The sequence below is a fragment of the Microcoleus sp. Pol7_A1 genome, from assembly GCF_036701085.1.
Classification (GTDB): Bacteria; Cyanobacteriota; Cyanobacteriia; order Cyanobacteriales; family Microcoleaceae; genus Microcoleus; species Microcoleus asticus.
Genome location: NZ_JAUBQD010000073.1, coordinates 1 through 24,028, shown reverse-complemented (window position 1 = coordinate 24,028; position 24,028 = coordinate 1). Strand labels below are relative to the sequence as shown.

At 48.5% G+C, this 24,028-nt stretch carries 27 protein-coding genes, 1 pseudogene and 1 riboswitch; of the genes and pseudogenes, 17 read left to right on the top strand and 11 right to left on the bottom strand.

All coding sequences use genetic code 11. The features are described 5' to 3' along the window. Window positions 1-52: 52 nt before the first annotated feature. Together QUA20_RS27430 and QUA20_RS27425 are read right to left on the bottom strand one after the other, a co-directional pair. Entirely contained in the window at window positions 53-778 is a 726-nt protein-coding gene (locus QUA20_RS27430) for a lysophospholipid acyltransferase family protein (RefSeq protein WP_172190045.1), read from the bottom strand. A gap of 287 nt (window positions 779-1,065) precedes the next feature. Next, window positions 1,066-1,503, bottom strand: coding sequence for a nucleoside deaminase (locus QUA20_RS27425; RefSeq protein ID WP_199300993.1), 438 nt, complete (start codon window positions 1,501-1,503; stop codon window positions 1,066-1,068). 142 nt (window positions 1,504-1,645) lie between these two features. Between QUA20_RS27425 and QUA20_RS27420 the strand changes: the two genes are divergently transcribed. Together QUA20_RS27420 and menB are read left to right on the top strand one after the other, a co-directional pair. Then, on the top strand, window positions 1,646-2,242 hold the full coding sequence (locus QUA20_RS27420; RefSeq protein WP_333192974.1) for a TerB family tellurite resistance protein: 597 nt from the start codon (window positions 1,646-1,648) through the stop codon (window positions 2,240-2,242). 307 nt (window positions 2,243-2,549) lie between these two features. Further along, window positions 2,550-3,383, top strand: coding sequence for a 1,4-dihydroxy-2-naphthoyl-CoA synthase (menB, locus tag QUA20_RS27415; RefSeq protein WP_172190039.1), 834 nt, complete (start codon window positions 2,550-2,552; stop codon window positions 3,381-3,383). Between the two features lie 232 nt (window positions 3,384-3,615). Here the strand turns inward: menB and QUA20_RS27410 are convergent, their stop codons facing one another. Next, window positions 3,616-3,918 (bottom strand): hypothetical protein, encoded by a 303-nt coding sequence (locus QUA20_RS27410; protein ID WP_333192972.1) that lies wholly within the window; start codon window positions 3,916-3,918, stop codon window positions 3,616-3,618. Between the two features lie 513 nt (window positions 3,919-4,431). Here QUA20_RS27410 and QUA20_RS27405 point away from each other — a divergent pair. The 3 genes from QUA20_RS27405 (at window position 4,432) to QUA20_RS27395 (ending at window position 7,723) form a co-directional block, all read left to right on the top strand. Beyond that, window positions 4,432-5,667 carry a hypothetical protein gene (locus QUA20_RS27405; protein WP_333192971.1) on the top strand — a complete coding sequence of 412 codons (1,236 nt, stop codon included), beginning with the start codon at window positions 4,432-4,434 and terminating at the stop codon, window positions 5,665-5,667. A gap of 269 nt (window positions 5,668-5,936) precedes the next feature. Continuing rightward, entirely contained in the window at window positions 5,937-6,641 is a 705-nt protein-coding gene (locus QUA20_RS27400; protein ID WP_172190033.1) for a PspA/IM30 family protein, read from the top strand. 299 nt (window positions 6,642-6,940) lie between these two features. Continuing rightward, window positions 6,941-7,723, top strand: a complete 783-nt coding sequence (locus tag QUA20_RS27395; RefSeq protein WP_333192968.1) for a PspA/IM30 family protein — start codon at window positions 6,941-6,943, stop codon at window positions 7,721-7,723. Between the two features lie 680 nt (window positions 7,724-8,403). On the opposite strand, the gene QUA20_RS27390 is transcribed toward QUA20_RS27395, so the two are convergent. Beyond that, the gene (locus QUA20_RS27390) at window positions 8,404-8,592 is read right to left on the bottom strand and encodes a hypothetical protein (protein ID WP_333192966.1); all 189 of its coding nucleotides are present in this window, start codon (window positions 8,590-8,592) and stop codon (window positions 8,404-8,406) included. Between the two features lie 184 nt (window positions 8,593-8,776). Between QUA20_RS27390 and QUA20_RS27385 the strand changes: the two genes are divergently transcribed. The 6 genes from QUA20_RS27385 (at window position 8,777) to QUA20_RS27360 (ending at window position 11,682) form a co-directional block, all read left to right on the top strand. Continuing rightward, window positions 8,777-9,157 (top strand): hypothetical protein, encoded by a 381-nt coding sequence (locus tag QUA20_RS27385; protein WP_333192965.1) that lies wholly within the window; start codon window positions 8,777-8,779, stop codon window positions 9,155-9,157. Window positions 9,158-9,244: 87 nt separating this feature from the next. Then, on the top strand, window positions 9,245-9,595 hold the full coding sequence (locus tag QUA20_RS27380; RefSeq protein ID WP_333192963.1) for a POTRA domain-containing protein: 351 nt from the start codon (window positions 9,245-9,247) through the stop codon (window positions 9,593-9,595). Window positions 9,596-9,646: 51 nt separating this feature from the next. Continuing rightward, entirely contained in the window at window positions 9,647-10,045 is a 399-nt protein-coding gene (locus QUA20_RS27375; RefSeq protein WP_333192961.1) for a ShlB/FhaC/HecB family hemolysin secretion/activation protein, read from the top strand. Window positions 10,046-10,062: 17 nt separating this feature from the next. Then, window positions 10,063-10,593 carry a ShlB/FhaC/HecB family hemolysin secretion/activation protein gene (locus QUA20_RS27370; protein ID WP_333192959.1) on the top strand — a complete coding sequence of 177 codons (531 nt, stop codon included), beginning with the start codon at window positions 10,063-10,065 and terminating at the stop codon, window positions 10,591-10,593. Continuing rightward, entirely contained in the window at window positions 10,574-10,777 is a 204-nt protein-coding gene (locus QUA20_RS27365; protein WP_333192956.1) for a hypothetical protein, read from the top strand. Before QUA20_RS27370 ends, QUA20_RS27365 begins: the two co-directional genes overlap by 20 nt. 659 nt (window positions 10,778-11,436) lie before the next feature. Then, the gene (locus tag QUA20_RS27360) at window positions 11,437-11,682 is read left to right on the top strand and encodes a hypothetical protein (protein ID WP_333192953.1); all 246 of its coding nucleotides are present in this window, start codon (window positions 11,437-11,439) and stop codon (window positions 11,680-11,682) included. Window positions 11,683-11,750: 68 nt separating this feature from the next. On the opposite strand, the gene trmD is transcribed toward QUA20_RS27360, so the two are convergent. Both trmD and QUA20_RS27350 read right to left on the bottom strand, forming a co-directional pair. After that, window positions 11,751-12,425 carry a tRNA (guanosine(37)-N1)-methyltransferase TrmD gene (gene trmD / locus QUA20_RS27355; protein WP_172192804.1) on the bottom strand — a complete coding sequence of 225 codons (675 nt, stop codon included), beginning with the start codon at window positions 12,423-12,425 and terminating at the stop codon, window positions 11,751-11,753. A gap of 160 nt (window positions 12,426-12,585) precedes the next feature. After that, window positions 12,586-12,759 carry a hypothetical protein gene (locus QUA20_RS27350; protein WP_333192949.1) on the bottom strand — a complete coding sequence of 58 codons (174 nt, stop codon included), beginning with the start codon at window positions 12,757-12,759 and terminating at the stop codon, window positions 12,586-12,588. On the opposite strand from QUA20_RS27350, the gene QUA20_RS27345 reads away from it, so the two are divergent. After that, window positions 12,758-13,651 carry a cyanophycinase gene (locus QUA20_RS27345; protein ID WP_333192946.1) on the top strand — a complete coding sequence of 298 codons (894 nt, stop codon included), beginning with the start codon at window positions 12,758-12,760 and terminating at the stop codon, window positions 13,649-13,651. The genes QUA20_RS27350 and QUA20_RS27345 overlap by 2 nt on opposite strands. 337 nt (window positions 13,652-13,988) lie before the next feature. Continuing rightward, window positions 13,989-16,709 carry a cyanophycin synthetase gene (gene cphA, locus QUA20_RS27340; protein WP_333192943.1) on the top strand — a complete coding sequence of 907 codons (2,721 nt, stop codon included), beginning with the start codon at window positions 13,989-13,991 and terminating at the stop codon, window positions 16,707-16,709. Between the two features lie 174 nt (window positions 16,710-16,883). On the opposite strand, the gene QUA20_RS27335 is transcribed toward cphA, so the two are convergent. The 5 genes from QUA20_RS27335 to QUA20_RS27315 all read right to left on the bottom strand — a co-directional run bounded on the left by QUA20_RS27335 (window position 16,884) and on the right by QUA20_RS27315 (window position 20,419). Beyond that, window positions 16,884-17,570, bottom strand: coding sequence for a hypothetical protein (locus tag QUA20_RS27335; RefSeq protein WP_333192941.1), 687 nt, complete (start codon window positions 17,568-17,570; stop codon window positions 16,884-16,886). Next, entirely contained in the window at window positions 17,567-17,971 is a 405-nt protein-coding gene (locus QUA20_RS27330; RefSeq protein ID WP_333192939.1) for a RusA family crossover junction endodeoxyribonuclease, read from the bottom strand. The genes QUA20_RS27335 and QUA20_RS27330 overlap by 4 nt, the downstream gene beginning before the upstream one ends. Before the next feature lie 149 nt (window positions 17,972-18,120). Then, a complete protein-coding gene (gene cbiE / locus QUA20_RS27325) occupies window positions 18,121-19,329 on the bottom strand; it encodes a precorrin-6y C5,15-methyltransferase (decarboxylating) subunit CbiE (RefSeq protein ID WP_333192937.1) in 1,209 nt (402 codons plus the stop codon). Window positions 19,330-19,349: 20 nt separating this feature from the next. Continuing rightward, a complete protein-coding gene (locus QUA20_RS27320) occupies window positions 19,350-19,847 on the bottom strand; it encodes a GNAT family N-acetyltransferase (RefSeq protein ID WP_333192934.1) in 498 nt (165 codons plus the stop codon). A 167-nt stretch (window positions 19,848-20,014) separates the two neighbouring features. After that, on the bottom strand, window positions 20,015-20,419 hold the full coding sequence (locus tag QUA20_RS27315; protein ID WP_333192932.1) for a hypothetical protein: 405 nt from the start codon (window positions 20,417-20,419) through the stop codon (window positions 20,015-20,017). A 204-nt stretch (window positions 20,420-20,623) separates the two neighbouring features. Further along, window positions 20,624-20,703, top strand: a riboswitch (adenosylcobalamin-variant (AdoCbl-variant) riboswitch). 42 nt (window positions 20,704-20,745) lie between these two features. Here QUA20_RS27315 and cobG point away from each other — a divergent pair. From cobG to QUA20_RS27295, 4 genes and pseudogenes are all read left to right on the top strand, one after another. Further along, complete coding sequence (cobG, locus tag QUA20_RS27310) at window positions 20,746-22,179, top strand: precorrin-3B synthase (protein WP_333192930.1); 1,434 nt, start codon at window positions 20,746-20,748, stop codon at window positions 22,177-22,179. A 162-nt stretch (window positions 22,180-22,341) separates the two neighbouring features. Further along, entirely contained in the window at window positions 22,342-22,971 is a 630-nt protein-coding gene (locus tag QUA20_RS27305) for a precorrin-8X methylmutase (protein ID WP_333192928.1), read from the top strand. Further along, on the top strand, window positions 22,968-23,678 hold the full coding sequence (locus tag QUA20_RS27300) for a precorrin-2 C(20)-methyltransferase (protein ID WP_333192926.1): 711 nt from the start codon (window positions 22,968-22,970) through the stop codon (window positions 23,676-23,678). The genes QUA20_RS27305 and QUA20_RS27300 overlap by 4 nt, the downstream gene beginning before the upstream one ends. A 228-nt stretch (window positions 23,679-23,906) precedes the next feature. Then, window positions 23,907-24,028, top strand: a pseudogene (locus QUA20_RS27295) (photosystem II q(b) protein); the annotation flags it as partial.

Below are 24,028 nucleotides of genomic sequence, written 5' to 3'. Positions count from 1 at the left end.
TCCTGACATCCGTTACATCCGTTACAGAATCCGTTGCCGAACTTCCTTCTTCTCAACTTTCATCAAGATTTTTAAGAGCCTTTTCGAGTTGGGCCGTCAACAATGGTGCTTCTTTTTTACCGCCGCCATTGGCATAATCCGCCACGGAAATCGGAGAACCGATCGCAATTTTTACCTCAGAACCCCATTGAGGAATGCGCGGGCGATAGCGGATACTCATCGGTACAATTTTCACCCCTAAACCCGGTTTGCTCAACTCTGCTTGAATTGCCAAACGCGCCAATCCAGGCTTGATCGGGTGAACTTCGCCATCCTGAAAAATGCCGCCTTCGGGAAAAATCACCAACATCTGCTTGTCGAGGAGTAGTTCGACGCCGTAACGAAGACTGCTAATTGCTGGATGCTTGATATCCACAGCAAACCCTCCCAAATTTCTGATGAACCAACCTTGGAGTCCTTTCACTTCATCAGCAGTTACCATGAACCGCAAATCGCGTCCAGTCACCATCTGTCCGGTTGAATAGGGCATCATCAGGGCATCCCATCTGGAACGGTGCGTAGGGGCTAAGATGACAGGCCCGTCTTTCGGCAAGTGCTCCTGTCCGGTTACCTCAATCTTGCCAAAATGAAACGGTAGGACAATATAGTGACCTAGCGGATAGAGCAAGGAGGTTAACCAAGGAGAAACGCGAGAGGTATTAAATACTACCTTGGCAGGCATTGGCTTCACTAGAGATGATGTACTGGACTCAACGGCGATCGTGGCGGTGTGGCGCATAGCAATTAAGCTGCTTTATCGAGATCTAAAGTCTAAAGTAAGTTGTTGGACAAATCTTTAGTTTTTGGATCGGGACAGTTTTGCTATTGGCATTGTGCCGATCGAGCGATCGCGCCCGCAAGAGATAATCTCTAACAGGTAAAACCTCAGGCAACCGGACAGCATTAATTAATACAGACCAGTCGGCCACCTCGAAAGCTTGAGCGGGCAATTACGGATCTATTATTTCAGTTAAAGGGTCAATTGCGATTAAACATCGCCCATAAGAGAGTAAAAAATTTTACCTGTTAATTTTTCCGGCGCGCTTCAAACCAAGAAAGCAACCGATCGCGGCAAACAGACTCCATAATACCGCCGAGCACCTCCAAGCGGTGACACGAATGCGCGCTATCGGGAATATTAGCAGCAGTCCGAATCGTGCCAGTTTTCGGGTCATCTGCTCCGTATACCAGCAGGCCAATCCGAGCTTGTACGATCGCACCAGCGCACATCGGGCAAGGCTCCAGCGTGACGTAGAGCGTGCATTGATTAAGATGCCAATCTTGCAAAACTTGCCCGGCCGCCCGCAAAGCCAAGATTTCAGCGTGAGCAGTCGGATCGCAGTCTCGCTCTCGCCGATTTTGCGCTTCGGCAATCAATTTGCCAGTACCGTCAACAATTGCAGCACCCACGGGTACTTCACCAGCATCACCGGCTGCTTGTGCCAGTTCCACAGCCCTAGCCATCCAGCGTTTGTGAATAAAATAAGTAGTATCACTAATAGACAACGGCTCAGTTTTAGAATTCACGTCATACCTACGTAACAGAAAAAACTTAAGATCGAGAAAGAAAATTACATTACAGCTTAAGAGAGAGTCATTTTTAATTATGGACACCACCACAATCACCAGTGAAGTTGTTGAGCTGTTGTGTCGCATTAGCCGGCAAAAGCTCCGGGAACAAGATATCACTCCTTTGGTAGTCTTTCTGACTGCTCTGATTTCCATCCTGCGCGGAGTGATGATTATTGACAGGACGATCGCAGTTGAAGAAGAAGAACGGCTGCAAAAGACTCTCAAAGCCTTTGCCAGCGGCGACCCCGATCGGATAGAACTAATTCAGCGCCTTGTCAAAGGAGTCTCCAAACAGCAGGTGTACTTCAACCCCACGGAATTGCTAACCCTGACAGCTTTGTTCTCAGAATCTGAAAAACTGTTGCTCATCGGTTCCGGCTACGAAATGTCAGCGGCAGACGGACACATCGACCTGCGGGAGCAAATGTACTTACAGTCGATGGGAAATCGGCTCGGCCTCGAGTCCAGACACATTGCAGTCCTAGATACTTTATTTACTAAAGAAGGAACCCTCGACTCAGAAGCTTTTGGCGAAGTTCAAGCTTTACTCGATCCCAGCGAATTCGAGTCCCGCGATCCGGTATTTGCGAAAGCAGCAAAGCACCTGCTGGCTCTTTTACTGCGCAAATAATGCAGCGCATATAAATTTTTGCGCAGTAAAAGTCGTGAGAGGAGTTCGAGGATTTGACGCTTTTTCCATTTGAGACGGGACTTGCGCGCTCTTACCCTCAAAAACCGGGTTGTTTAACCGCTACCAAGAGCGCTGTACGGCGTATGTTGGTAGAAAAACCAGGTTTCTGCGTAAGTCCCGCCTTATTTTTTTTGCAAGAGTCGATCGACCCTTGTATCCCATTGAACCGAATCAATCTAAAATCTAAAAGCGACTTGTCGCTGCCTTGATAGACCCAGTTTGGTCTCAAATCTAAAATTGATTGATTATGCAAATTGAATGGCAAACCGCCAAAACCTACGAAGACATTCTATATCACAAAAGCGGCGGCACCGCCAAAATTACCATCAATCGACCTCACAAACGGAACGCTTTCCGTCCCAAAACCGTGCAGGAACTGTGCGATGCCTTTACTGATGCCCGCGAAGACACAAAAATCGGCGTTGTCCTTTTCACCGGTGCGGGGCCTCATACAGACGGCAAATACGCCTTTTGTGCCGGCGGCGACCAAAGCGTGCGCGGTGCGGCGGGATATGTAGACGAAGGTGGCATACCCCGCTTGAATGTGCTCGACTTGCAGAAGTTGATTCGATCGATGCCCAAAGTTGTAATTGCTTTAGTTGCAGGCTACGCAATAGGAGGGGGTCACGTTCTACACTTAATTTGCGACTTGACGATCGCTGCTGACAATGCTATTTTCGGACAGACCGGCCCAAAAGTCGGCAGTTTCGACGGTGGTTTCGGAGCTAGCTATCTCGCCAGAGTTGTCGGCCAGAAAAAAGCCCGAGAAATTTGGTTTTTGTGCCGCCAGTACAGCGCGCAGCAAGCCCTAGAAATGGGTTTAGTCAACAGCGTCGTGCCCGTCGAACAACTAGAACTAGAAGGGATGCAGTGGGCTGCGGAAATTCTAGAAAAAAGTCCGATCGCGATTCGCTGTTTGAAATCTGCTTTTAATGCCGACTGCGACGGTCAAGCCGGTTTGCAAGAACTGGCGGGAAATGCTACTTTGCTGTACTATATGACGCAGGAAGGCGCCGAAGGCAAACAAGCCTTTTTAGAAAAACGGCAACCTGATTTTAGTCAATATCCTTGGCTGCCATAGTTGGATGGAGAAATCAGTTTTTTTATGCGCTCATATTAAAGTAGATACTGCTGATTTTTATGAGTTAGTAAAGCCAAATGCACCCGATCGCCCAAAAGTGTGAGTATTGATACCAGTTCCTAAAAAGAATGAAACTGCTTTGCCAGATCCAAACCATGATACTGATCGGTGATTCCCCAATCGAAAATCGAAAATCGAAAATAATGGTATAAGCAGCAGGGCAGCCGACTAACTAGACCGATACTGCTGCTGCCGATTTTTCGGTTAACGTTGTGCCTGTAAGCTGGCAGGCATTGCGCTCGGAAAGAGTGACGGTGGCATCCTGCAGCGTCAGAGTCGATTCTTGCCACAGTCCAATTTCTTCTATGTTTTCCCAAGATGACCTAAAAGGCGAAACCGCTAAAGCACAAGCTTTCCAGTGACTTTGAACCGGCCCGCCCAGTAAAGCGCAAACACCCCCGCGTCTGCCCTCAGGGGTATAATGACGGCAGTGACCACAAGCTGAAGTTAAAGGTGAAGTTAAGGAGGTTTGCATAAAAGTTCTTAGGGAAATCATTTTCATCTCTAATTCTCCTTTGCAGAGCTAGCCTGCCTTAGAGCATCCCAACCTTTATGCTGTCTGGGTTGTAGCGATCCCCGGAGCATAATTAAATTTTATAATTTATTTATAATCTTGTTATATTTAGAAACAATTGCCTAAGTCTTGGCTCATTGTATAGGTAAAAACACAGATTAAAAGTTTATAAAGCGGTCAGGGATCAAGAAAAAGTACAAATGCCGAACGAGTATGAGAGGTTATAAATAAGCGGTATATCCGGATACAGAAAGCTGCTTCGAGTCTCGCTAAGCAGCCTCCGGGACACAGAAACAATTAAGTTTTAAAATTAAAATCTAAAGATGGCTGCCGGCGATCGACAGCAGGCGATCGGGCCCCTGTTGCATTGACGCTAAAACTAGCTAATCATAAAATAGGCAAGTTTTCAAGCTTCTTGTTTATATCTACAATCAAAACATTAAAATCAATTCAGAGGCGGTAGGAGTTTTGCTAATGAGTAAGCGTTCTTCGGTTGAATCCCCAAATCATCAATCCTCTTCAACCCCAATCAAGCCTGCTTTGCAAGCAGTCCTGGGGAGTCTGGATGTAAACCTAGAAGCAGAACTGACAACATACAGAAGGCACAGGCGGCGCGCCGAACAGTGGGTGTCCCCATCAGTTCGTACTGGCAAGCAAACAGCCACAACCGAGCAACAGCTAGCCCAAAATTTGCCCCTGGAGGCCGCGGAGGAAACCCAGCAGCCGCTGTCCCTGCCCCTATCCCTTGCCGGCATCCAGGGCGATGCCCCGCTAGCAACTACCAGGGGCGGCACAAAATTATCTAGCAGTGCCTTCGCACCCAACAATTATCTCGAATCAAGCGAAAAACTGATCGAAAGTTTGGACGAGTCAAAAGCCGAGCCTGCCGTCGAGCGCAGTTTAGCAGCCAGTCTGTTAACTCCCTTGGGACTGAGTTCGATGCTGCTGTTTCTGCTGTCGTGTACAGCTTTGGGCTACGCAGTCATGCACCCGTCAAGTGTGGCTAAGATGGCCGGCCTGAACCGTTTTCTCGATCGCGGTGCACCCTCTCCAAGCGACAGTCCCGCCTCTACTGCCATCTCAGATACCAGCACCCAGGAACTGCCGAAAGCTCCAAATCTGGTATCCAAGGAATTTGTCGAGCTAGATTTGAGCACTCTCAGCAATGTCAATCCGACAGCCAGCGCGATTCCTTCCCCGTCGCCAAAAGCCTCAATCCCGCCCAATCCGGCAGCGCCTCCTGGCCCCAGCGCGGCTGTCCCGATTCCGACAGAAGATGGCAACCCCGCCAGAGGGAGAGAACAAGGACTCAACAATATCAGCACGGCTTTGCTTCCCAGTCCCCGCCCCAGCGCCCAGCCAGTGCCGACACTGCCGACACTGCCTCCAACACCTTCCCCAGCCCAGCCAGCCGCAGCATCCCCGGCGACAGCATCCCCAGCGACAGCATCCCCAGCCGCCGCATCCCCAGCCGCATCCCCGCTGGGAAGGCCGGCACGCGCGGCGGACGGTTTCTATTACGTTGTCACCGATTACACGGATGCAAAATCGCTGCAGCAAGCCAGAACCGCAGTTCCCGATGCCTACGTGCGGAACTTCTCAAAGGGTGTCAAGATCCAAATGGGGGCTTTGAACGATGCTGCCTCAGCAGAACTTTTGGTGAAAGAACTGCAAGCAAAAGGGGTGAAGCCGCAATACTATCAGCCATAAATTAGGCAAAGAGAATTAAACTGAGGATCGGCGAGTAGGTTGGGCCCGCGGCACGAACCCTCGGTTTCGCTTCACCCAACATTTGCTCAGTTTTGATGGGTAACGCTCGCGCCCTACCCATCCTAAAAATAATCATGACGACCTAACTTAGAGGGAATTAAAATTTCAAAATTAAAAATTAAAAAGACGATTGATGAGTTTTCATTTTTAGTTTTTAATTGTGATTTCTCTGTCTTAATTCTAAAGTTGAAAATCGGGAGACGGGCCTCATGGGATTATTCGATCGCCTTTGGCGAGTGATTCGAGCCAATATTAACAGTTTGGTCGGGGCGGCAGAAGATCCAGAAAAAATTCTGGAACAGGCTGTAATGGATATGCAGGAAGATTTAGTGCAGCTCAGACAAGCTGTGGCAGGCGCGATTGCAGCTCAAAAACGCACCGAACGCCAGTGTTCCCAAGCTGAGTCTACTGCCGCAGAATGGTACCAGCGGGCGCAGCTAGCTTTGCAAAAAGGCGAGGAAAATTTGGCGCGGGAAGCTCTGACGCGCAGGAAATCTTATCAAGAAACGGCAACGGCGATGAAAGCCAGTCTCGGGCAGCAAAACGCTGTTGTGACTCAACTTAAAGACAATATGCGGGCGCTAGAAAGTAAGATTTCCGAGGCAAAATCTAAAAAAGATATGTATATTGCCCGAGCTCGATCGGCTCAAGCATCGGAAAGGCTTCAAGAAATGATGGGCAATCTCAATACAGGCAGCGCTTTGAGCGCCTTTGAACGGATGGAAGAGAAAGTCATGCAGCTAGAATCTCGCTCCGAAGCAATCGCAGAACTCGGAACTAACGATTTAGAAAAGAAGTTTCTCTCTCTCGAAGGTGCCGAGGATGTCGATACTGAGTTGGCGGCGATGAAAGCACAAATGCTTCCGGGCAAAAATACACCCAAATTGCCCTCGGGCGAGCCGCCCGCATCCTGAACCCCAGGCAGCAGAACAATAGTTGAGACGAGCAAAAACTTCTCAACAGCCTAGCTAGAGATGGCTCGAAGCCTGTGGGGGAATTCCCGGATCGAAGTTAAACTCAATAGATAGGTGCATGAATAAGCTTGCCTGCACCACTTACTCGATCGCTTTAAACTGGATTTATCTGTCTGCAAAAATTGCCAAAAACTAAATCGCACTAAAAATCTGACAAGAGTGAATTTCACAACTGCGGGCTAGCGCCTAAAGCCTGCTTTCCGCCTACTTCGTACACCTCACCCTGGAAAAATAGCATTATGGGATTATTTGACCGCATTAGCCGAGTCGTCAAAGCCAATCTTAACGATCTGGTCAACAAAGCTGAAGACCCGGAAAAGATTTTAGAACAGTCCGTTACGGATATGCAGGAAGACTTGGTGCAGTTGCGTCAAGCCGTTGCCAGTGCGATCGCCACTCAAAAGCGCACTCAGACTCAGTACAATCAAGCTGAGTCTCAGTCTAACCAGTGGCAGCAGCGCGCTCAGCTAGCCCTGCAAAAAGGAGACGAGACTTTGGCCCGGGAAGCGCTGGTGCGCAAAAAGTCTCACGCTGAAACGGCGGCTACTCTGAAAGCCAGTCTGGATCAGCAAGCGGCTCAGGTGGAAAGCCTCAAGCGCAACTTGATCGGTTTGGAGAGCAAGATTTCCGAAGCTAAGACTAAGAAGGATATGCTCAAAGCGAGGATATCCGCTGCTAAGGCTCAGGAACAGCTCAACAATACCATTGGCACCTTGAATACTGGCAGTTCAATGGCGGCTTTCGATCGCATGGAAGAAAAAGTTTTGCAGATAGAAGCTCGCGCGGGAGCTTCGGCAGAATTGGCGGCCGGCGGCAGCAATTTAGAGGAACAGTTCCGCTTGCTCGAAAGCGGCGGTGATGTTGACGACGAGTTGGCTCAGATGAAAGCTCAACTGACCGGAGGTTCTGTGTCTCAAGGTAAATTGCCGGCAGCGGGTAAAACTGCTGCTAGCAGCTCGGAGTCGAGTCCGGTGATTGACGCTGAGTTGGAAGAGCTGCGATCGGAACTCAATAAAATGTAGTAATCTCTCTCAAAATTCACCGGAAAACGAGAGAGAAACCCCTGACTTCAGGCATGGGGAGGAACGCTTTCGGAGCGGCCCGGGCACCCCAGGCAACCGACTGCGTGGCTCCGGTTGCCTGGGGTGCCATTAACTCGTAATTAAGAATAACCATCCGCGCCAAGAAACGCTTTGATAAGGTGCAATCTCTGATTGCATCTCGTCTCAGCCTCATCGTAGCGCGGGTAAACAAGCAATGGCAGAACGTCGCTCCGGATTACTTTCGATTTTGATGGACTCGGAAAGCGTAGATACCTTAAATAAAAGTAAGCGCAATTGCAATACCTCTTGTACTGTTAGTTGTTTTGAGTCTCTAGAGGTGATTTATCAACACCTTTAAGACTAGGATTGTGGTCCGATAAATCGCCGTCTATGAAAGAGCTGGGGAGGTGAATATAATGGTTTAATACTTTATTAAACTTGCCCATAGCTACTTATTGCAAGAATATTGATAGACGCTCCGTTTTGTCTAGCATTTTCAGGATAAGACCAAAAACCCGCAAATAATTTCTGGGAGAGTAAACCACAGTGGATGTAAAACTGACCAGCCTATAAAAAGGTAGAACGGAATACCACGATTCATTAAATTGGTTAAAAATAATCGTTCAACAATCGCTAAAAGCTTCAAAAAAAAGTTGTAATCACTCAAAAAACAGGGCGTTGCTCCACCCAAATTTACGCTTGTTGACAAGTATGCTCCCACTCATGCAGGTAGAAGCAGGAATCAGACCAACCAGCGAAAATACTTCTACTGGAATGGTGAAGCAAAGATTAAGTTTAGCCAAGTTGGTATAGCAGATGTCAACTATTTCTGAGATGCCAGCTTTCATAGAATGCTCCGCCTAGCTACAGCCCTAACTTGGGGATGTCGGAGCTTTTTTCCGGAAGTGTTTATAATACATAAAATCAGCAATATGTCAAGTATCTTTATGTTCATTTAAGGAATTAAGTCTTTAAAAAAAGTGATAGAGTAAGTTTATTCCTTGCAATTGCGCCGGCCGCGCCCGAGCGTAAGTGCAAATAACTATAAAATATGACGAGTCTGTCATGCCCGTGCAACATTCTAGAGGCTTTTGTAAAATCAAGTTTTTCAAGGCATTAGCACTTGGTTTTTCAATTGCAGGTATTTGTCGCGCACCGCTAGCAGCTCAAAGTGTTGGCGAGTCGATGGTTGCTGCCGACTCAGGGGTGCAAGCGCCAATTTTTAATGATAATTTACCCAATCAAGAAACAGCAGACGATCGCGATCGGCTTCGTGATTTATACTCGGGTTCTGAATTAGATAGAGACAGTAAAGATCCCGAAAACAACATCCGGGAGTTTGATGGATCGACTGAAACTCAGGCCCGTGAAACTCTCGCTCAGTTGCCGAACCGAGGAGAAAACAGACAATAATTTCCCATTCCCAACCCGCTGCCGCGAAATCTGCCTCCCCTCCCAGAACCAGCGCCCCCAGGGCCCCTGCCTCCTGCAGAACAGCTTTTGTCGCCTGCTGTTCCCGCGCCGGCACAGCCAGCAGAATTGCCCAACATTCCGGGTACGATAAAGGTCGATCGATTTGAAGTAGTTGGCAGCACCGTCTTTAGCAACGAAGAATTAGACGCTGTACTCAAAGACTTTGTAGGCCGCCCGCTCACTTTCGCCGAATTGCTGCAAGCCCGTTCTGCTGTGAGCCAACTCTACATCAGCAAAGGTTATATCACATCTGGAGCGCTGATTGGACCGCCAACGTTTGCAGGCTCAGTTGTGAGGATATTAGTGCTAGAAGGCAAGCTAGAAAGTATCAATGTAGTCGGGACTAGGCGGCTAAATCCTAACTACGTCAGAAGCTGATTAGCCGATTCAACGCCAGGCCCGCTAAATGAACAGCGCATACTGTCAGCTATGCAACTGCTGCAACTTAGCGGGCAAGTCGCAAATATCTCAACGGAACTGCAAGCGGGTTCTCGTGCGGGTTTTAATTTGCTGTTAGTCCGAGTCAAAGAGGCAAAAACGTTCCAAGCTGAGATTTTTACTGACAATTCTCGCTCTCTAAGTCTGGGGAGGTGGCGGCGCAAAGCTCAAGTCCGCGAAGCTAATTTGTTGGGTTTGAGAGATAGTGCGAGTTTGATTTATACAAATACTCAGGTTAGCAATGCTATCGATTTTAGTTACACGCTGCCAGTCAATCCCCGCAACGGTACGGTAAGTTTTCAGCTAAGCCGGAGCAAAAGCAATATCGCCTGGCCGCCCTTTGACGCTCTGGATATTGAGGCGTCGAGCCGCACTTATGATATGAGTTGACTTACCGGCAGCCGATCGTGCAAACTCCGAGAAGACAAATCGCGATCGGTATCGGTGCTGGCAGGCGAGAAAGCGATACATCTTTGCTGGGAGAAGATTTTCCCCTATCGCCGGGAGCGTACGATCCGGCTAAGACTCGGGTTTTGGTGCTGAGGCTGTTTCAGGATTTTATCCAGATGGGAGAGAAAGATGTCTTGGCGGTGCGATCGCTGTTCAGTCTGGGAGTGGGAGCATTTGGCGCTACAGTGAGCAGCAAGGGGCCTGACAGTGAATTTTTGGCGTGGCGGGGTCAATTGCAGTACGTGCGGTTGTTGGCTTCTGAGACGCTGCTGGTAGTGAGATCGGAGGTGCAGTTGGCTGGGGGAGAGCTTTTGCCGATCGAACAATTTGGTTTGGGTGGCTCGGATACGGTGCGGGGCTACCGTCAGGATGCTTTGCTCGCCGATAGCGGGATTTTTGTTTCAGCCGAGTTGCGGTATCCGATTTTGCGAATGGGCGACAAACAAGGAGTTTTGCAGGTGACGCCGTTTGTGGATTTGGACAAATAGCGGGGCAAGGGCGACTCTGGAAGCGAATACTTTGCTGTCAGTGGGATTGGGCCTGCGGTGGCAGTACCGTCAGAAGTGGAATGCTCGCGGAGGCTGGGGAATTCCTTTGATTGATATTAAGTCGAGCCAGAGGCGTTTACAAGAGCGCGGGCTGTATTTTTCTGTAGAATTCAAACCTTTTTAGGAAAGCAGCCGTTTTGCCCTTGGCGCAACAGATCAATTCCGCTATATAGTAATAAGTATCATTCGGCACTCATCGTTAGCTGCCACAAGTGTATTTTACTGAGAATTTTTAAATTAAACTATGTCTAAGGTGCGGTTGCTGCTTTTAAGTTCTTTTGCTTCCGGTTTTGGGCTTTGCTCAATCATTTTGGCAATATTTACGATGACTTCCCGACTGTCGTTTACGTCTTTCTTTACCTTGGTGTTAACTTTGGTATTTTTTGCAATTAATCTACTTTTTGCTTTGCATTATTATACATCCATTACAAAGCAGTTGAGTGTCAGAGGTAAAAAAAAAGCTAGAATTTAGCGGTTGTGAAGCAGAAGTGCACAAAGGCATGGAGAGTTTTTTAGGGAATTTGAAGGGAAAGGAACACGGCTCTGCGTTAAGAAAACTATCTAGCTGTAAGCCATAATTATTTAAGGTTTAACTATTTAGGAAGTGCGATGGGGTTATTATTATTCAAACCAACCCGCCAAATATTCCAGAACCGATAAATACTTGCTTTACTCCAAATGAATACCGGGCGATCGAGGAAACTGTTGAAGAACGTCACGAATACTGTAACGGGCAGATTATCCCTATCGCTGTTTTTAGAAGAACTAGAAGAACTATAAAAAGTGCCAGACGAGCTGTTTTTACAAGGATTACAAAGACTAGAAGAACTAGAACGGCTAGGCGAGGTAACGTTAGAGCGACTGGAACTAGAACTAGAAGAAGACGATCGCGCGCTGCTCCTTCCTCCGCTGCTTCTTGCCAAAGCTTTCCGGTTAATATTTTACCATTTACCACTACTGCCAGCAGTTAAATTTACAGTAAATTCACCGCCTATCAAAAAAGCGATCGCCCCACAGCACAAAAGTTGATTGTTTAGCATAATTTAGTCTGCCAAAAATACGATGTTCAATCAAGACTATTAATAGTCAAGAGTTAACTAATCCGCTAGCAAATCCGGTCGGCGCGATCGAGTTCTTTCAATTTGCTGTTCCCTGCGCCAGCGAGCAATTTCTGCGTGATTACCAGACAACAACACGTCAGGTACCTTCAATCCGCGAAAATCCGCCGGTCGAGTGTACTGCGGATAATCCAAAAGTCCGTCTTCAAAACTCTCAAACTTCAGCGAATCTTCCTTCGCGACAGTTCCCCGCAGCAATCGCAAAACCCCATTAATCAAAGCCAAAGCCGGAATTTCGCCCCCCGTGAGCACAAAATCCCCCAAAGACACTTCGCGAGTGACCAAATGCAGCACTCGATCGTCCACACCCTCATAATGACCGCAAATCAACACCAACTGATCGCGATCGGCTGCCAACTGCCGAAACATCTCCTGCTGCATCGGTTCCCCCTGGGGAGTCAGCAAAATCACCTCCCGCCGCGGCAAAACCGGCAGCGACTCCACCGCAGCAAAAATCGGTTCCGGCTTCATCAGCATCCCCACTCCGCCCCCGTAAGGCTCGTCATCGACTCGCTGGTGCTTGTCTGTGGTAAAATTGCGGGGATTGACAAAATTCACCTCAGCAATCTTTTTAGCTAAGGCTTTGCCCATCAGTCCCGACTCCAGGGGAGCCCGGAAAAATTCTGGAAATAAGGTAACTACGTCAAATCGCACAATTATTGAAATTTATTGATACATCACCTCTAGTTTGACCCTTAGAGGGAGTTCAGTTTTCAGTAATTGCTTTATTCTTTATAATTTCTTATAATTTCTGAGAATTTTTGCAAGTTAAATTCTCTTCCTTTGTCGGCGGCCCCGTTTTGTACAACAATAATCAGTTTTTCATGACAGCGACAGCAACTAAACTCGCCGCCAAACAACAGCGAGCGAGGTGATATCGGCGATCGCGCCTCGCTGGCACAAACAAATATTTATTCTTAAAAAGCCCTATTGTACCCACAGCCACGGCAAAATTGAATTTCACATCCAACAGAGGAAGACACACCATGCAGCAGTTGACATCTCAAGCCCTCGAACACAATATTCCCCAGCGCACAAAAACCTCGATTATGGTGATCGGCGGAGCCGAAGACAAAGTTCACGGACGAGAGATTTTGAACACCTTTTTTTGCCGCGCTGGCGGTGCAAACGCTCGGCTGGCGATCGTTCCCTGCGCTTCGCGAGATCCCGAAGGAATTAGCAACCGCTACCGCACTATATTTGACGAAATGGGCGTTAGCGCGGTCAAAGTGGTGGACATCCGCGAACGCGAACAAGCCGAAAACCCCGTCTGGAAAGATTACTTAGAAGATTGTACGGGCGTATTCATCACAGGCGGCGACCAACTGAGGCTCTGCGGACTGCTGGCGGACACCCCGCTGATGGAGAAAATTCGCAAAGAAACTCTCGAAGGCAAGATTACCCTCGCCGGTACCAGCGCGGGTGCTGCGGTGATGGGATATCACATGATTGCCGGCGGCGGGAGTGGCGCGTCACCGAACCGCTCTTTAGTAGACATGGCAAACGGACTTAACATTATTCCTGAGATCATCGTAGACCAGCATTTTCACAACCGTAACCGCATGGCTCGCTTGCTGTCGGCTGTGGCTTGCCATCCCGATCGCATCGCTATTGGTATTGACGAAGACACTTGCGCCTTGTTTGAGGGAGACGATACTATGAAAATTCTCGGTAAAGGCACTGTGACTATTGTTGATTCTAGGGAAAATTTTTATACCAATGAGTCTCTGGTAGGAGCGACAGAACCCTTAAGTCTGTTCAATATGCGCTTGCACGTTCTGTGTCACGGAGATTGCTACAATATGCCCCTAGGCAAACCAATGCCATCGGCAGCCTGTTCCGAGTCTGGCTGGCCACCCGAATGCCGCACAGCCAACTAACGCAGAAAATATCTTCTCATTGATTCGGCAGACACTAGGCGGCATTCCGGCCGAATCATGGATACAACAATATAATAGATTGCGAAGCAGCCACGGCTGACGCCAGAAGGCAGAATCACAGAAAATTCTACCTTCGGGCTTCTAGTTTTTGCGTGCCATTGATCTGTACTTGTTTCTAGCCGATCGCTGGGAGATGAATTTTCAATTGGGTCGCCCATAACTGGAAATTCAGTCCCAAACTGTTCGCTGCGAACAGTCGATCGAGCAATCTAGATCGAAATTGAATAAATGCTTCAATTATCTATAAGATTTCGCGCCCCATACCCCTCTAACTGTCATGAAAATACTTAAAATCCAGACCTTACGCGGCCCCAACTACTGGAGCATCCGACGCCACAAACTCGTCCTGATGCGTCTGGATTTAGAAGAGTTGGCAGATAAAACCACATCTGAAATTCCTGGCTTCTACCAAGGATTGACCGCCGCGCTGCCGAGTTTGGACGAGCATCACTGTTCTCCCGGCCATAGGGGAGGCTTCCTGCAACGTGTCAGAGAAGGCACAATGATGGGACACGTAATCGAACACGTAGCCCTAGAACTTCAGCAAATGGCAGGAATGCCTGTCGGGTTCGGTCGGACCCGCGAGACTGCGACCCCAGGCATTTACCAAGTAGTAATCGAGTATCAACACGAACAAGCAGGTCGCTATGCCGCCCGGGCGGGCGTGCGGATGTGCCAGAGCATTGCCGATACAGGCACTTATCCAGCAGCAGAATTAGTCCAAGATTTGAGAGACCTTAGAGAGTTTGCTGCGTCCGCCGCACTCGGGCCGAGCACGGAAACACTGATCAAGGAAGCAGAAGCTCGCGGCATTCCTTGGATACCTTTGAGCGCCCGGTTTATGATTCAACTCGGCTACGGGGTTCACCAAAAGCGGATTCAGGCAACTCTGAGCAACCGCACGGGAGTTTTGGGGGTAGAACTAGCCTGCGATAAGGAAGGTACTAAAAATATCCTCGGCAGCGCCGGCGTGCCGGTTCCTAGAGGAACGGTGATTAATTATTTGGACGAACTGCGCGGGGCGATCGAAGATGTCGGCGGTTATCCGATCGTCCTCAAACCCCTAGACGGCAACCACGGCCGCGGGATTACGATCGACATCAATTCCTGGGAAGCAGCAGAAGAAGCCTACGACTTAGCCAGCGCGGCATCAAAAACAAAAAGCGTGATAGTCGAGCGCTATTACGTCGGCCGCGATCACAGAGTATTGGTAGTCAACGGGCAAGTCATAGCAGTCGCAGAACGAGTTCCCGCTAACGTCGTGGGTAACGGCAGGTCTACAGTAGAACAGCTTATTGAAGAAGTAAACCGCGACCCGCAGCGGGGAGACGGACACGACAACGTGCTCACCCGGATCACGATCGACAAATTGTGCCTGGATTTGTTGCAAAAACAAGGATACGCCATGGACTCCGTAGTACCTGCAGGCGAAAGAGTATTCTTGCGCGCGACAGCAAACTTGAGTACCGGTGGAATTGCAGTCGATCGCACCGACGAAATCCACCCGGAAAACGTCTGGCTGTTTTCCAGAGTCGCCAAAATTATCGGTTTGGACATCGCCGGCATTGACGTAGTAACTCCCGACATCTCCCAACCCCTGCGCGATGTCAACGGCGTCATCGTCGAAGTCAACGCAGCACCGGGTTTCAGAATGCACGTCGCCCCGAGTCAAGGTTTACCCCGCAACGTCGCCGGCGCCGTTTTCGATATGCTCTTCCCCTCGCCTCAACCCAGCCGGGTGCCGATTTTAGCGGTAACGGGAACCAACGGCAAAACTACAACTACTCGCCTGCTGGCCCACATTGTCAAGCAGACAGGTCAGATTACCGGCTACACGACTACCGACGGCACTTACATCGGCGATTATTTGGTAGAAACCGGAGACAATACCGGGCCGCAGAGTGCTCAATTGATTTTGTCTGACCCAACGGTGGAAGTGGCGGTGCTGGAAACGGCTAGAGGCGGAATTTTGCGATCGGGCCTGGGCTTCGATCAGTGCGATGTCGGCGTAGTATTGAATGTCGCGGCCGATCACTTGGGAATTGGCGACATCGACACCGTGGAACAGCTCGCCAAACTCAAGAGCGTCCTCGTTGAGTCGGTAATGCCCAAAGGCTATGCAGTTTTGAATGCAGACGACCGACTGGTAGCACAAATGGCGCAGCGTGTCAAGGCTCAAATTGCCTATTTTTCGATGAACCCGGACAACGAACTGGTTGCCAAACATACCGCTGCGGGCGGGCTGGCAGCGATTTACGAAAACGGGTACTTGTCGATCTTGAAAGGTGATTGGACGCTGAGAATCGAGCAAGCCGTGAACGTGCCGCTGACGATGGGCGGGCGCGCGCCGTTTATGATTGCCAATGCTTTAGCAGCTTGTTTGGCGGCTTTTGCCCAAGGATTGAAAATAGAGGACATTCGATCGGCTTTGTCAAGCTTCCAAGCATCGGTGGGTCAAACTCCCGGAAGGATGAATTTGTTTAAATTGGGCAGCTATCACGCTTTGCTCGACTACGCCCACAACCCCCACAGCTACAAGGCTTTGGGCAGTTTCGTGCTGAATTGGCCGGGAATGCGGATCGGGGTTGTCGGCGCCCCCGGAGATCGGCGAGATGAAGATTTTGTCACGCTGGGCAAACTTTCGGCCGAGATGTTCGATCGTATTATTGTGAAGGAAGATGCCGATCGGCGCGGGCGAGAACCCGGTGTTGTGGCACAGTTAATTTGCCAGGGAATTGCAGAGGCGATGTCTGCAGGAACCGCAAACAAATCTAAAGTTGAATACGAGTTGATTCTCGACGAAACAACCGCCGTTAACAAGGCTTTAGATGAGGCGCCGGCCGGCAGTTTGGTCGTGATTTTACCTGAAAGCGTCAACAAAGCTTTGAGTTTAATTGAAGCCCGGAAACCGATTAAGGAATCTGTGGAAGTTCAAAATGGTTTAGAGCGATCGAAGTCACAGGAAAGTTTAAAACCGACTGTTGTGAATCAAGGCTAAAGTCGGAACTGTAATTTAATTGGTAGGTTGGGTTTACTTGTGTTAAACCCAACCTACTTTTTTACAGGACAGGACTTACGCACCACTAATATTTTCTGTCATTGCGCAATGGGAGAGCAATCTCAAAGCTGGCTTTTTCGTGTTCAGTGCGTAACTCTTATGCTTTTTAAAATGTTAGCTTGCTCCTTCGCCAGTATGCAGAGATTTCAATAGTTGCTCTGCAATTTCAATCAGTTCGCATACAGAGTTTTGCGTAAGTTGTCTAGTTTTGAAGCCATGAGCAATTGCGTTACGCAATGAAAGTGCATTCATTAGTAACTGATACTCTGATTGGGAAATTACCCCCTCAGTTGCCAGTTGTTTTACTAAAAAAAGTGGCTGTAATCTTGTCAAACTTAGCTCTTCTTTTTCCGCAATAATTCTCAAAGTAGCCTCAACTAAAGACCAGGAATATAGCATAGCTGGCTCTAGATGTTGTTGTGCTACAAGTTGCTTTGCTACTTGCAAGCGGGCTTCTATTTCATGCTCTTGAAGAGAACCCTCAGCTTTGGGGAAATAGACTGCATCCTCCGGGTTAGTCATCACTAACTCAAACCTCCAACCAGGATTTTCTGCTACTGCTTGGGCTAAATTGCGTAAATATTGAGTAGAGGATGAATTGAGTGAGGAGCGTGACTTGACTGCAATAACTACTGACTCTTTACCCAGGCGCACTATCATATCGGGGCGATAGCTTTTCAGGAAGTCAGGTAAATCTTCAAGGTTGGGATGAAATGAAACCTCGTAACCTCTCTCACGATACTCCTCTGCTAATTTCAGTAATCGCTCTCTTTCTATGTTTGCAGTTGGGGTTGCCATCATGTCAGTACCTCTTGGTCAGGATCATCAATTACGACAATGTGCAAGAATTCATTGCCACGAGCAAATCCTTCCGCTAGGGTCGAGGTCATATTTTCTACTGTAAAGTTACCCGATAAATTCCTCTTCCGGACTAGAACATCGGTTACTTGATCGTCATCCACGTAGGCTAGGCCAATAATTGCATCTTGAATTGGCTTTACTATGTTGTCCACATCAATTTTAACAGAATCGTAGAAATAAGTTATCTGGAGCATAACGAGTCCCGTAGCTGTTTTTTGCTCTGAAGACCAGTATTTTTCAGCCTCTTGCCTAACCGTCATTTTCCAAGCTTTAAGACGATCTCGCCTGCGAGCTTGTTGTGATACTGGTGGGCCATCTACTATGAACTCAAATCTCGCCAAAGTATTTATAAATAGAAGATCGGGGATTATTTTATATGACTGCTAATGTCCTGACTGTGGCCTCCGACAGCTCGGGGTACGGTGACATACAATTTTATCGCAATTGCGGGATAATATTTTTGATGGTGAATCTCGTTTTTATTACCTTTTTATCTTTTAACTACCGCCCACTGAGTCACCGGTGCAAGCGGTTTCCAACCCTGAAAAGAACCGATCGCCCCTACTCGCTGAATCCCAATTCTAATTAGTTCCCCACCATAACGATCGTGCCATTGCAAAACTTTAAACTCGCTCTCAACTGTCACCGCATTAACAACTAATCGGCCGCCTTCACCTAAAGCATTCCAGCAAGTTTCCAGCACAGCTTCTGCGGTGACACCGCCGCCGATGAAAATGGCATCCGGTTGAGGCAAATTGGTCAGGGCTTCCGGCGCTTCTCCCGCGACAATTTGGAGTTCGGGAACGCCGAAAGTAGAGGCATTTTCGGCGATGTATTGCAGCCGAGTTGGGTGGCGTTCGATCGCGATCGCCCTGCACCGAGGATGACTCCGCATCCATTCGATCGCGATCGAACCGCAGCCAGCCCCCACATCCCAAAGCAACTCTCCCGGAATCGGTGCTAACGTTGACAGAGTAACGGCTCGAACCTCCCGCTTCGTAAGTTGTCCGTCGTGGCGGTAAGCAGCATCCGGCAAACCCGCAGTTCGGGGAAAAAGTAGGGTTTCGCGATCGGCTGCAACTGCAATCGCGATCGTGTTCAAATCAGCCAAATCCGCTGCATTCCAGGCTGCTGCCACCCCCTCGATCCGCCGTTCCGATCCCGACCCCATCCGCTCGAACACGGTCATCAAACTGCTGCCAAACCCCCGCTGTGTCAACAATTCAGCCACCTTTCCCGGCGTGTGTCGATCTGCGCTTAAAACCAGCAATCGCGCGCCGGGAGACAAAGCAAGGGCGATCGATGCGATCGGGCGATTTGTCAAACTGAAAGTCACAACATCCGCCAACGCCCAGCCCAGACGGGCGCAAGCAAGACTAAAAGCCGATGCAGCGGGAATTACAGTCATTTCCGAAATAGGAATCTGGCGCGACAGCGTGACGCCTATACCGTGACACATGGGATCGCCGCTGGCTAGCACGCACACAGGCTGTCCCCGGCGGCGGATGATTTCATCGACTGTTGCTTGTAGCGGCGAAGCCCAGACCAATTGTTCGCGGGTGTCGTCGGTTGGTAGCATTGCTAGGTGACGGGCACCGCCGACAACGACTTGAGATCGATCGAGTAGGGAACGGGCGATCGCACTCAATCCCGAAAGTCCGTCTTCGCCAATCCCCACCACCGAAAGCCATTTGTGCATTGCGCCCTTACTGCTAATTACTAATTATCGATTCTAAAGAATAATATCGGATTTCCATTCATAATTCTTTCTTCTACTTGCCTCATTCCGAGTCTTTCTGCAACTTTAAGCGACTCAATGTTTGGGCGATCGCAGCTTGCGACAATATAGTCCAAGCCAAGTTCATTCAAACCATACTCCAATATTTTAGTTGATGCTTCAGTAGCATATCCTTTTTTAAGTGCTTTCGGCAGCAGCGCGTAAAGCAACTGCGGCTGTACTTCCTCAAACAAATACCACAAACCAACAAATCCAATGATTTCTCGATCGTTCTTTGTCTCGATAAACCACAAACCGAATTTATTTTCTTCAAAAAGCTTTTTGTTTTCTGCCAGCATTTCTTCCACTTGTTGTAGCGACAATATTTCGCCGTCACATAGATATCTTCTCACATAAAAATTAGTAAACATTCCGTGGAGCGTGTTGAGGTCGCTCTCTACAATCGGTTTCAAAACCAATCTCTGAGTTTCAAATATCATGCGGATTATTTTTCTCAGGTTCAATAACTATCGCACCTATCAATATTAGTCTAGGACGCACGGGTGGTCATAAACCGGGTTTTTCGACAATACTTGGTTATCGCGCGCAGATAAGGCAAAAAACCCGGTTTATGCAGGTTTTGCGTAACTCTAATTAACAAACAGCGTTAAACCACCGTAATCACTGGGTAATTGTAACTTTCCTTGACTACCAAACCGTCTTTCCAATAGCCGATCGAGATTTGATTGCTTTTGGAATCAATGATTTGACCTTCAACTTTAACGGTGTAATCATTGTACCAATTGGAAATTACTACAAAATCATAATTTTTGTCGGCTGAAACAGCGATGTCTTGACTAATTAATTTTGATTCTCGAAACTCAACTAACATTTCTTGAAAAAAGATTTCTCTGCCTTGGCGGCAGTTTTCTTTGCCGCTAGTAATCATACCATCTCCTTCAATCATCACAGTGTCATCCGAGTAGTATTTTTCCAAAGCTACTGATGTTTGGAATGTCTCAACAAGGTGATTGATATCTGCGAGTTTGATTTGCAATTCTTCAATTGTCATAAATAACGCGATCGCAGGTTTTATAGCCGAAGTTAGAAGTCACGCACTCTTAGAGTGATTTTGACTTCGATTATAGATTATAAAAAATTATTCAGGGATCAGCAAGATAATAAAACGAATTTCCCCCCTAACAGGCGAGCTCGCCCGGAGATTTGTTAAGAAACTCGATCGATCTGGCTGATGCCGATCGACTTGTGATAGATTTCTTAAACCTGAAAGCGGGAAAGTCCGGTGCAATTCCGGCGCTGTGCCGCAACTGTCAAAGTCAGAATGCCGATTTCAGGAGTTTACTTTAGATTCCCTGCGTCGCACGGGGAGGAGTTTCTTTGTTAGCTTTGAGTGAATTGCCGACTTGTCCTGGTTTATTTTACGGTTCCCGCGCCCGAGACGGAATATTATCGAGAATGCGGATTCCGGGGGGAATTTTAAACGCGCAGCAGTGTCGGACGATCGCGGATTTGGTCGATCGATACAGTACCGGTTGTTTGCAAGTAACGAATCGGGCGAATTTGCAAATTCGAGACTTGAATTCGCCAGTTTCTGATGAACTTTGGCAAGATTTGCTGGAATTGGGATTGGCATCTCGCCGCGTTGAAGTTGACCCGATTCGCAATATTATGGCAAGTCCGACAGCAGGGATCGATCGACAGCAACTACTCGATACTCGCCCGCTAGTAAAAGCTTGGGATGATTACCTGCAAACGCATCCCGAATTGTCCGAACTTTCGCCTAAGTTCAGTATTGGCTTTGACGGCGGGGAATCGGTTTCGATTCGCGATTTACGCAACGATATCTTATTAGCTGCTGAAGGGCGTTCAACCCAATCAGAAATCGTTTTTCGGCTGCATTTAAACGGCGACACAGGAATTTTAATCCAAGAATCGCAATGTATTTCAGTATTAGCCGCCATCGCTAGCACCTATCTTGAATACACAAAAAATCAGCCTCGAATTGATGGCAAAAAACCGCGTTTGCGTCACCTGCTGGCAGATTGGGGCGCTGAAAGTTATCTAGAAATGGTAGAGAGGAATTTACCGTTTGTAGTGCAGCGAAGCTCGATCGCCTCATCTGAAAAATCCATCCCCAATCACCAACATCTCGGCATTTATCCTCAGCAACAGTCGGGTTTCTCCTACATGGGAATTGCACTGCCCCTAGGTAGGCTAGAATCAAAACAACTGCGGAATTTGGCAAATTTAGCCCAAAATCTAGCCAGCGGTACCCTGAGACTTACGCCGTGGCAAAATCTGTTGATTTCTGACATCCCCAACTCCCAGCTTTTTGAGGTAAAACAGCAAGTTGCCGATTTGGGATTGCACTCATCGGCGACTCGCCTAGATTCGTGCTTGGTGGCTTGTGCCGGCAGCAGCGGCTGTGCGTCGGCGGCGACAGATACTCAAAGTCAGGCCTTAGCAATGGCGAGGGATTTAGCGCAAAAATTGACGATCGACTTGCCGATTAACATTCATTTCAGCGGTTGCGAAAAGTCCTGCGCCCAGCACCGGCCAATTGATATCACGCTGGTAGGAATTCAGATTGAGCGAGGAGACGAGGCGATCGAAGGTTACAAGATTTATGCGGGTAGAAAAGATTTGCCCTTCGGGCGACCAATTTGTGCGGCGGTTAGTGCCAGCGAGATGCCCGGTGCGTTCGAGCGAATGTTGCAGGTATATCAGCGGTTTCGAGAGCCTTTGGAGTCATTTGGTGAGTTTGTCGATCGGCTGGCAATCGACCAATTGCAGGAGTTTTTGAACACCTAAAATGGGAATTCAAAGTGAAAAAAGATTCCATTAAAACTGACAAGTTTTAATCATTTCTCTTTCTATATCTCTCGATCTTTCTTCGCGTCCTTTCCATCTTCGCGGTTAATTCAAAAAATATATTTCACAAATCCAACAAATTTCCCATAGCAGTTTTAAACAATGATTGACTACATTCGAGACGGAACAGAAATCTACACCAAATCCTTTGCCACAATTCGAGCCGAAACAGATTTGTCAACCTTGCCGCCCGATTTAGAATCGGTAGCCGTGCGACTAATTCACAGTTGCGGCATGACCGATATTGTTACAGATTTAGCAGCTTCGCCGGGGGCCGCAACCTGCGGACGCCAAGCCCTCGCCGCCGGTGCGCCGATTCTCTGCGATGCCCGGATGGTGGCCGAAGGCATCACTCGCAAACGCCTTCCCGCTGAAAATCCGGTGATTTGCACCCTCTGGCATTCCGAAATCCCGGAGTTGGCGCGGCAAATGGGAAATACTCGATCGGCCGCGGCGCTTGATTTATGGCTGGACAACTTGCAGGGTGCGGTTGTGGCAATTGGCAATGCCCCGACTGCTTTGTTCCGACTGCTGGAAATGCTGGATGCCGGAGCACCCAAACCGGCTTTAATTCTGGGTTTCCCGGTAGGATTTGTGGGGGCTGCTGAATCCAAAGCCGAACTGGCCGCCAACAGTCGGGGAGTGCCATTTATTACGTTGCACGGGCGGCGCGGTGGCAGTGCAATGGCAACGGCGGCCGTGAATGCGTTAGCGAAAAAGGATGAATTATGACTGAGGCTACTGGTAAATTGTACGGTTTGGGTATTGGCCCTGGCGATCCTGAGTTGATTACTTTGAAAGCTTATCGGATTTTGCAATCGGTGCCGGTGATTGCCTATCCGGCGATGGAAAATGGTAAGGTGCTGGCGCGGGCGATCGTCGCAGATTATCTGCGCCCGGAGCAAATTGAGATTCCGATGCCGCTGCCTTTTAGTCCGACGCGATCGTCTCAACCTTATTACGATATTGCTGCGGAGAAAATTGCGGCACACCTCAGCGAGGGACGGGATGTGGCGGTATTGTGTGAGGGCGAACCTTTTCTCTACGGCTCGTTTATGTATCTATTCAACCGTTTGTCGGGAACATTTACCACTGAAGTTGTGCCGGGAATTTCTTCGACAATGGCGAGTGCGGCTGCGTTGGGAGTGCCGCTGACTTATCGTAACGATGTGTTAAGTATTATGCCTGCGACGCTGGATGCTGAGGTTTTGCGCGATCGGCTGGCGGTTGTTGATGCTGCGGTGATTATTAAGCTGGGCCGGCATTTTGCGAAAGTCCGGGACGTGCTGATTGAGTTGGGACAGTTCGATCGAGCACTGTATATAGAACGCGCAACTATGCCGAATCAGCGAATTCGGGCGATCGTAGATGTCGATCCCGCTGAAGTTCCCTATTGGGCTCTGATTATGATACCCAGTCAGCAAAAGTCTGTATCTTAATATTTCCATGCCTGAAGGCGACGCGCTTCCAGGCTTTCCCTACTTTTTGGTGCATTCTTGCCCATTTATCCAGCTTTCCTCATATTGATAACTTAACCTTATAACTTGCATCAGTTAATCTGTTGTTAAAATACTTTACAAACCTTAGAATATGCTTTATGTTTATTAACATGGCGGAACACAAAGCCGTCACGAACATTGACAAATCAATAAAGCAATCATAAACAAATGACAACAACCTTACAGCAGCGCGAAAGCGCCAACCTGTGGGATCAGTTTTGCAACTGGGTCACCAGCACCGAAAACCGCATTTATGTAGGTTGGTTCGGCGTCTTGATGATTCCCACCTT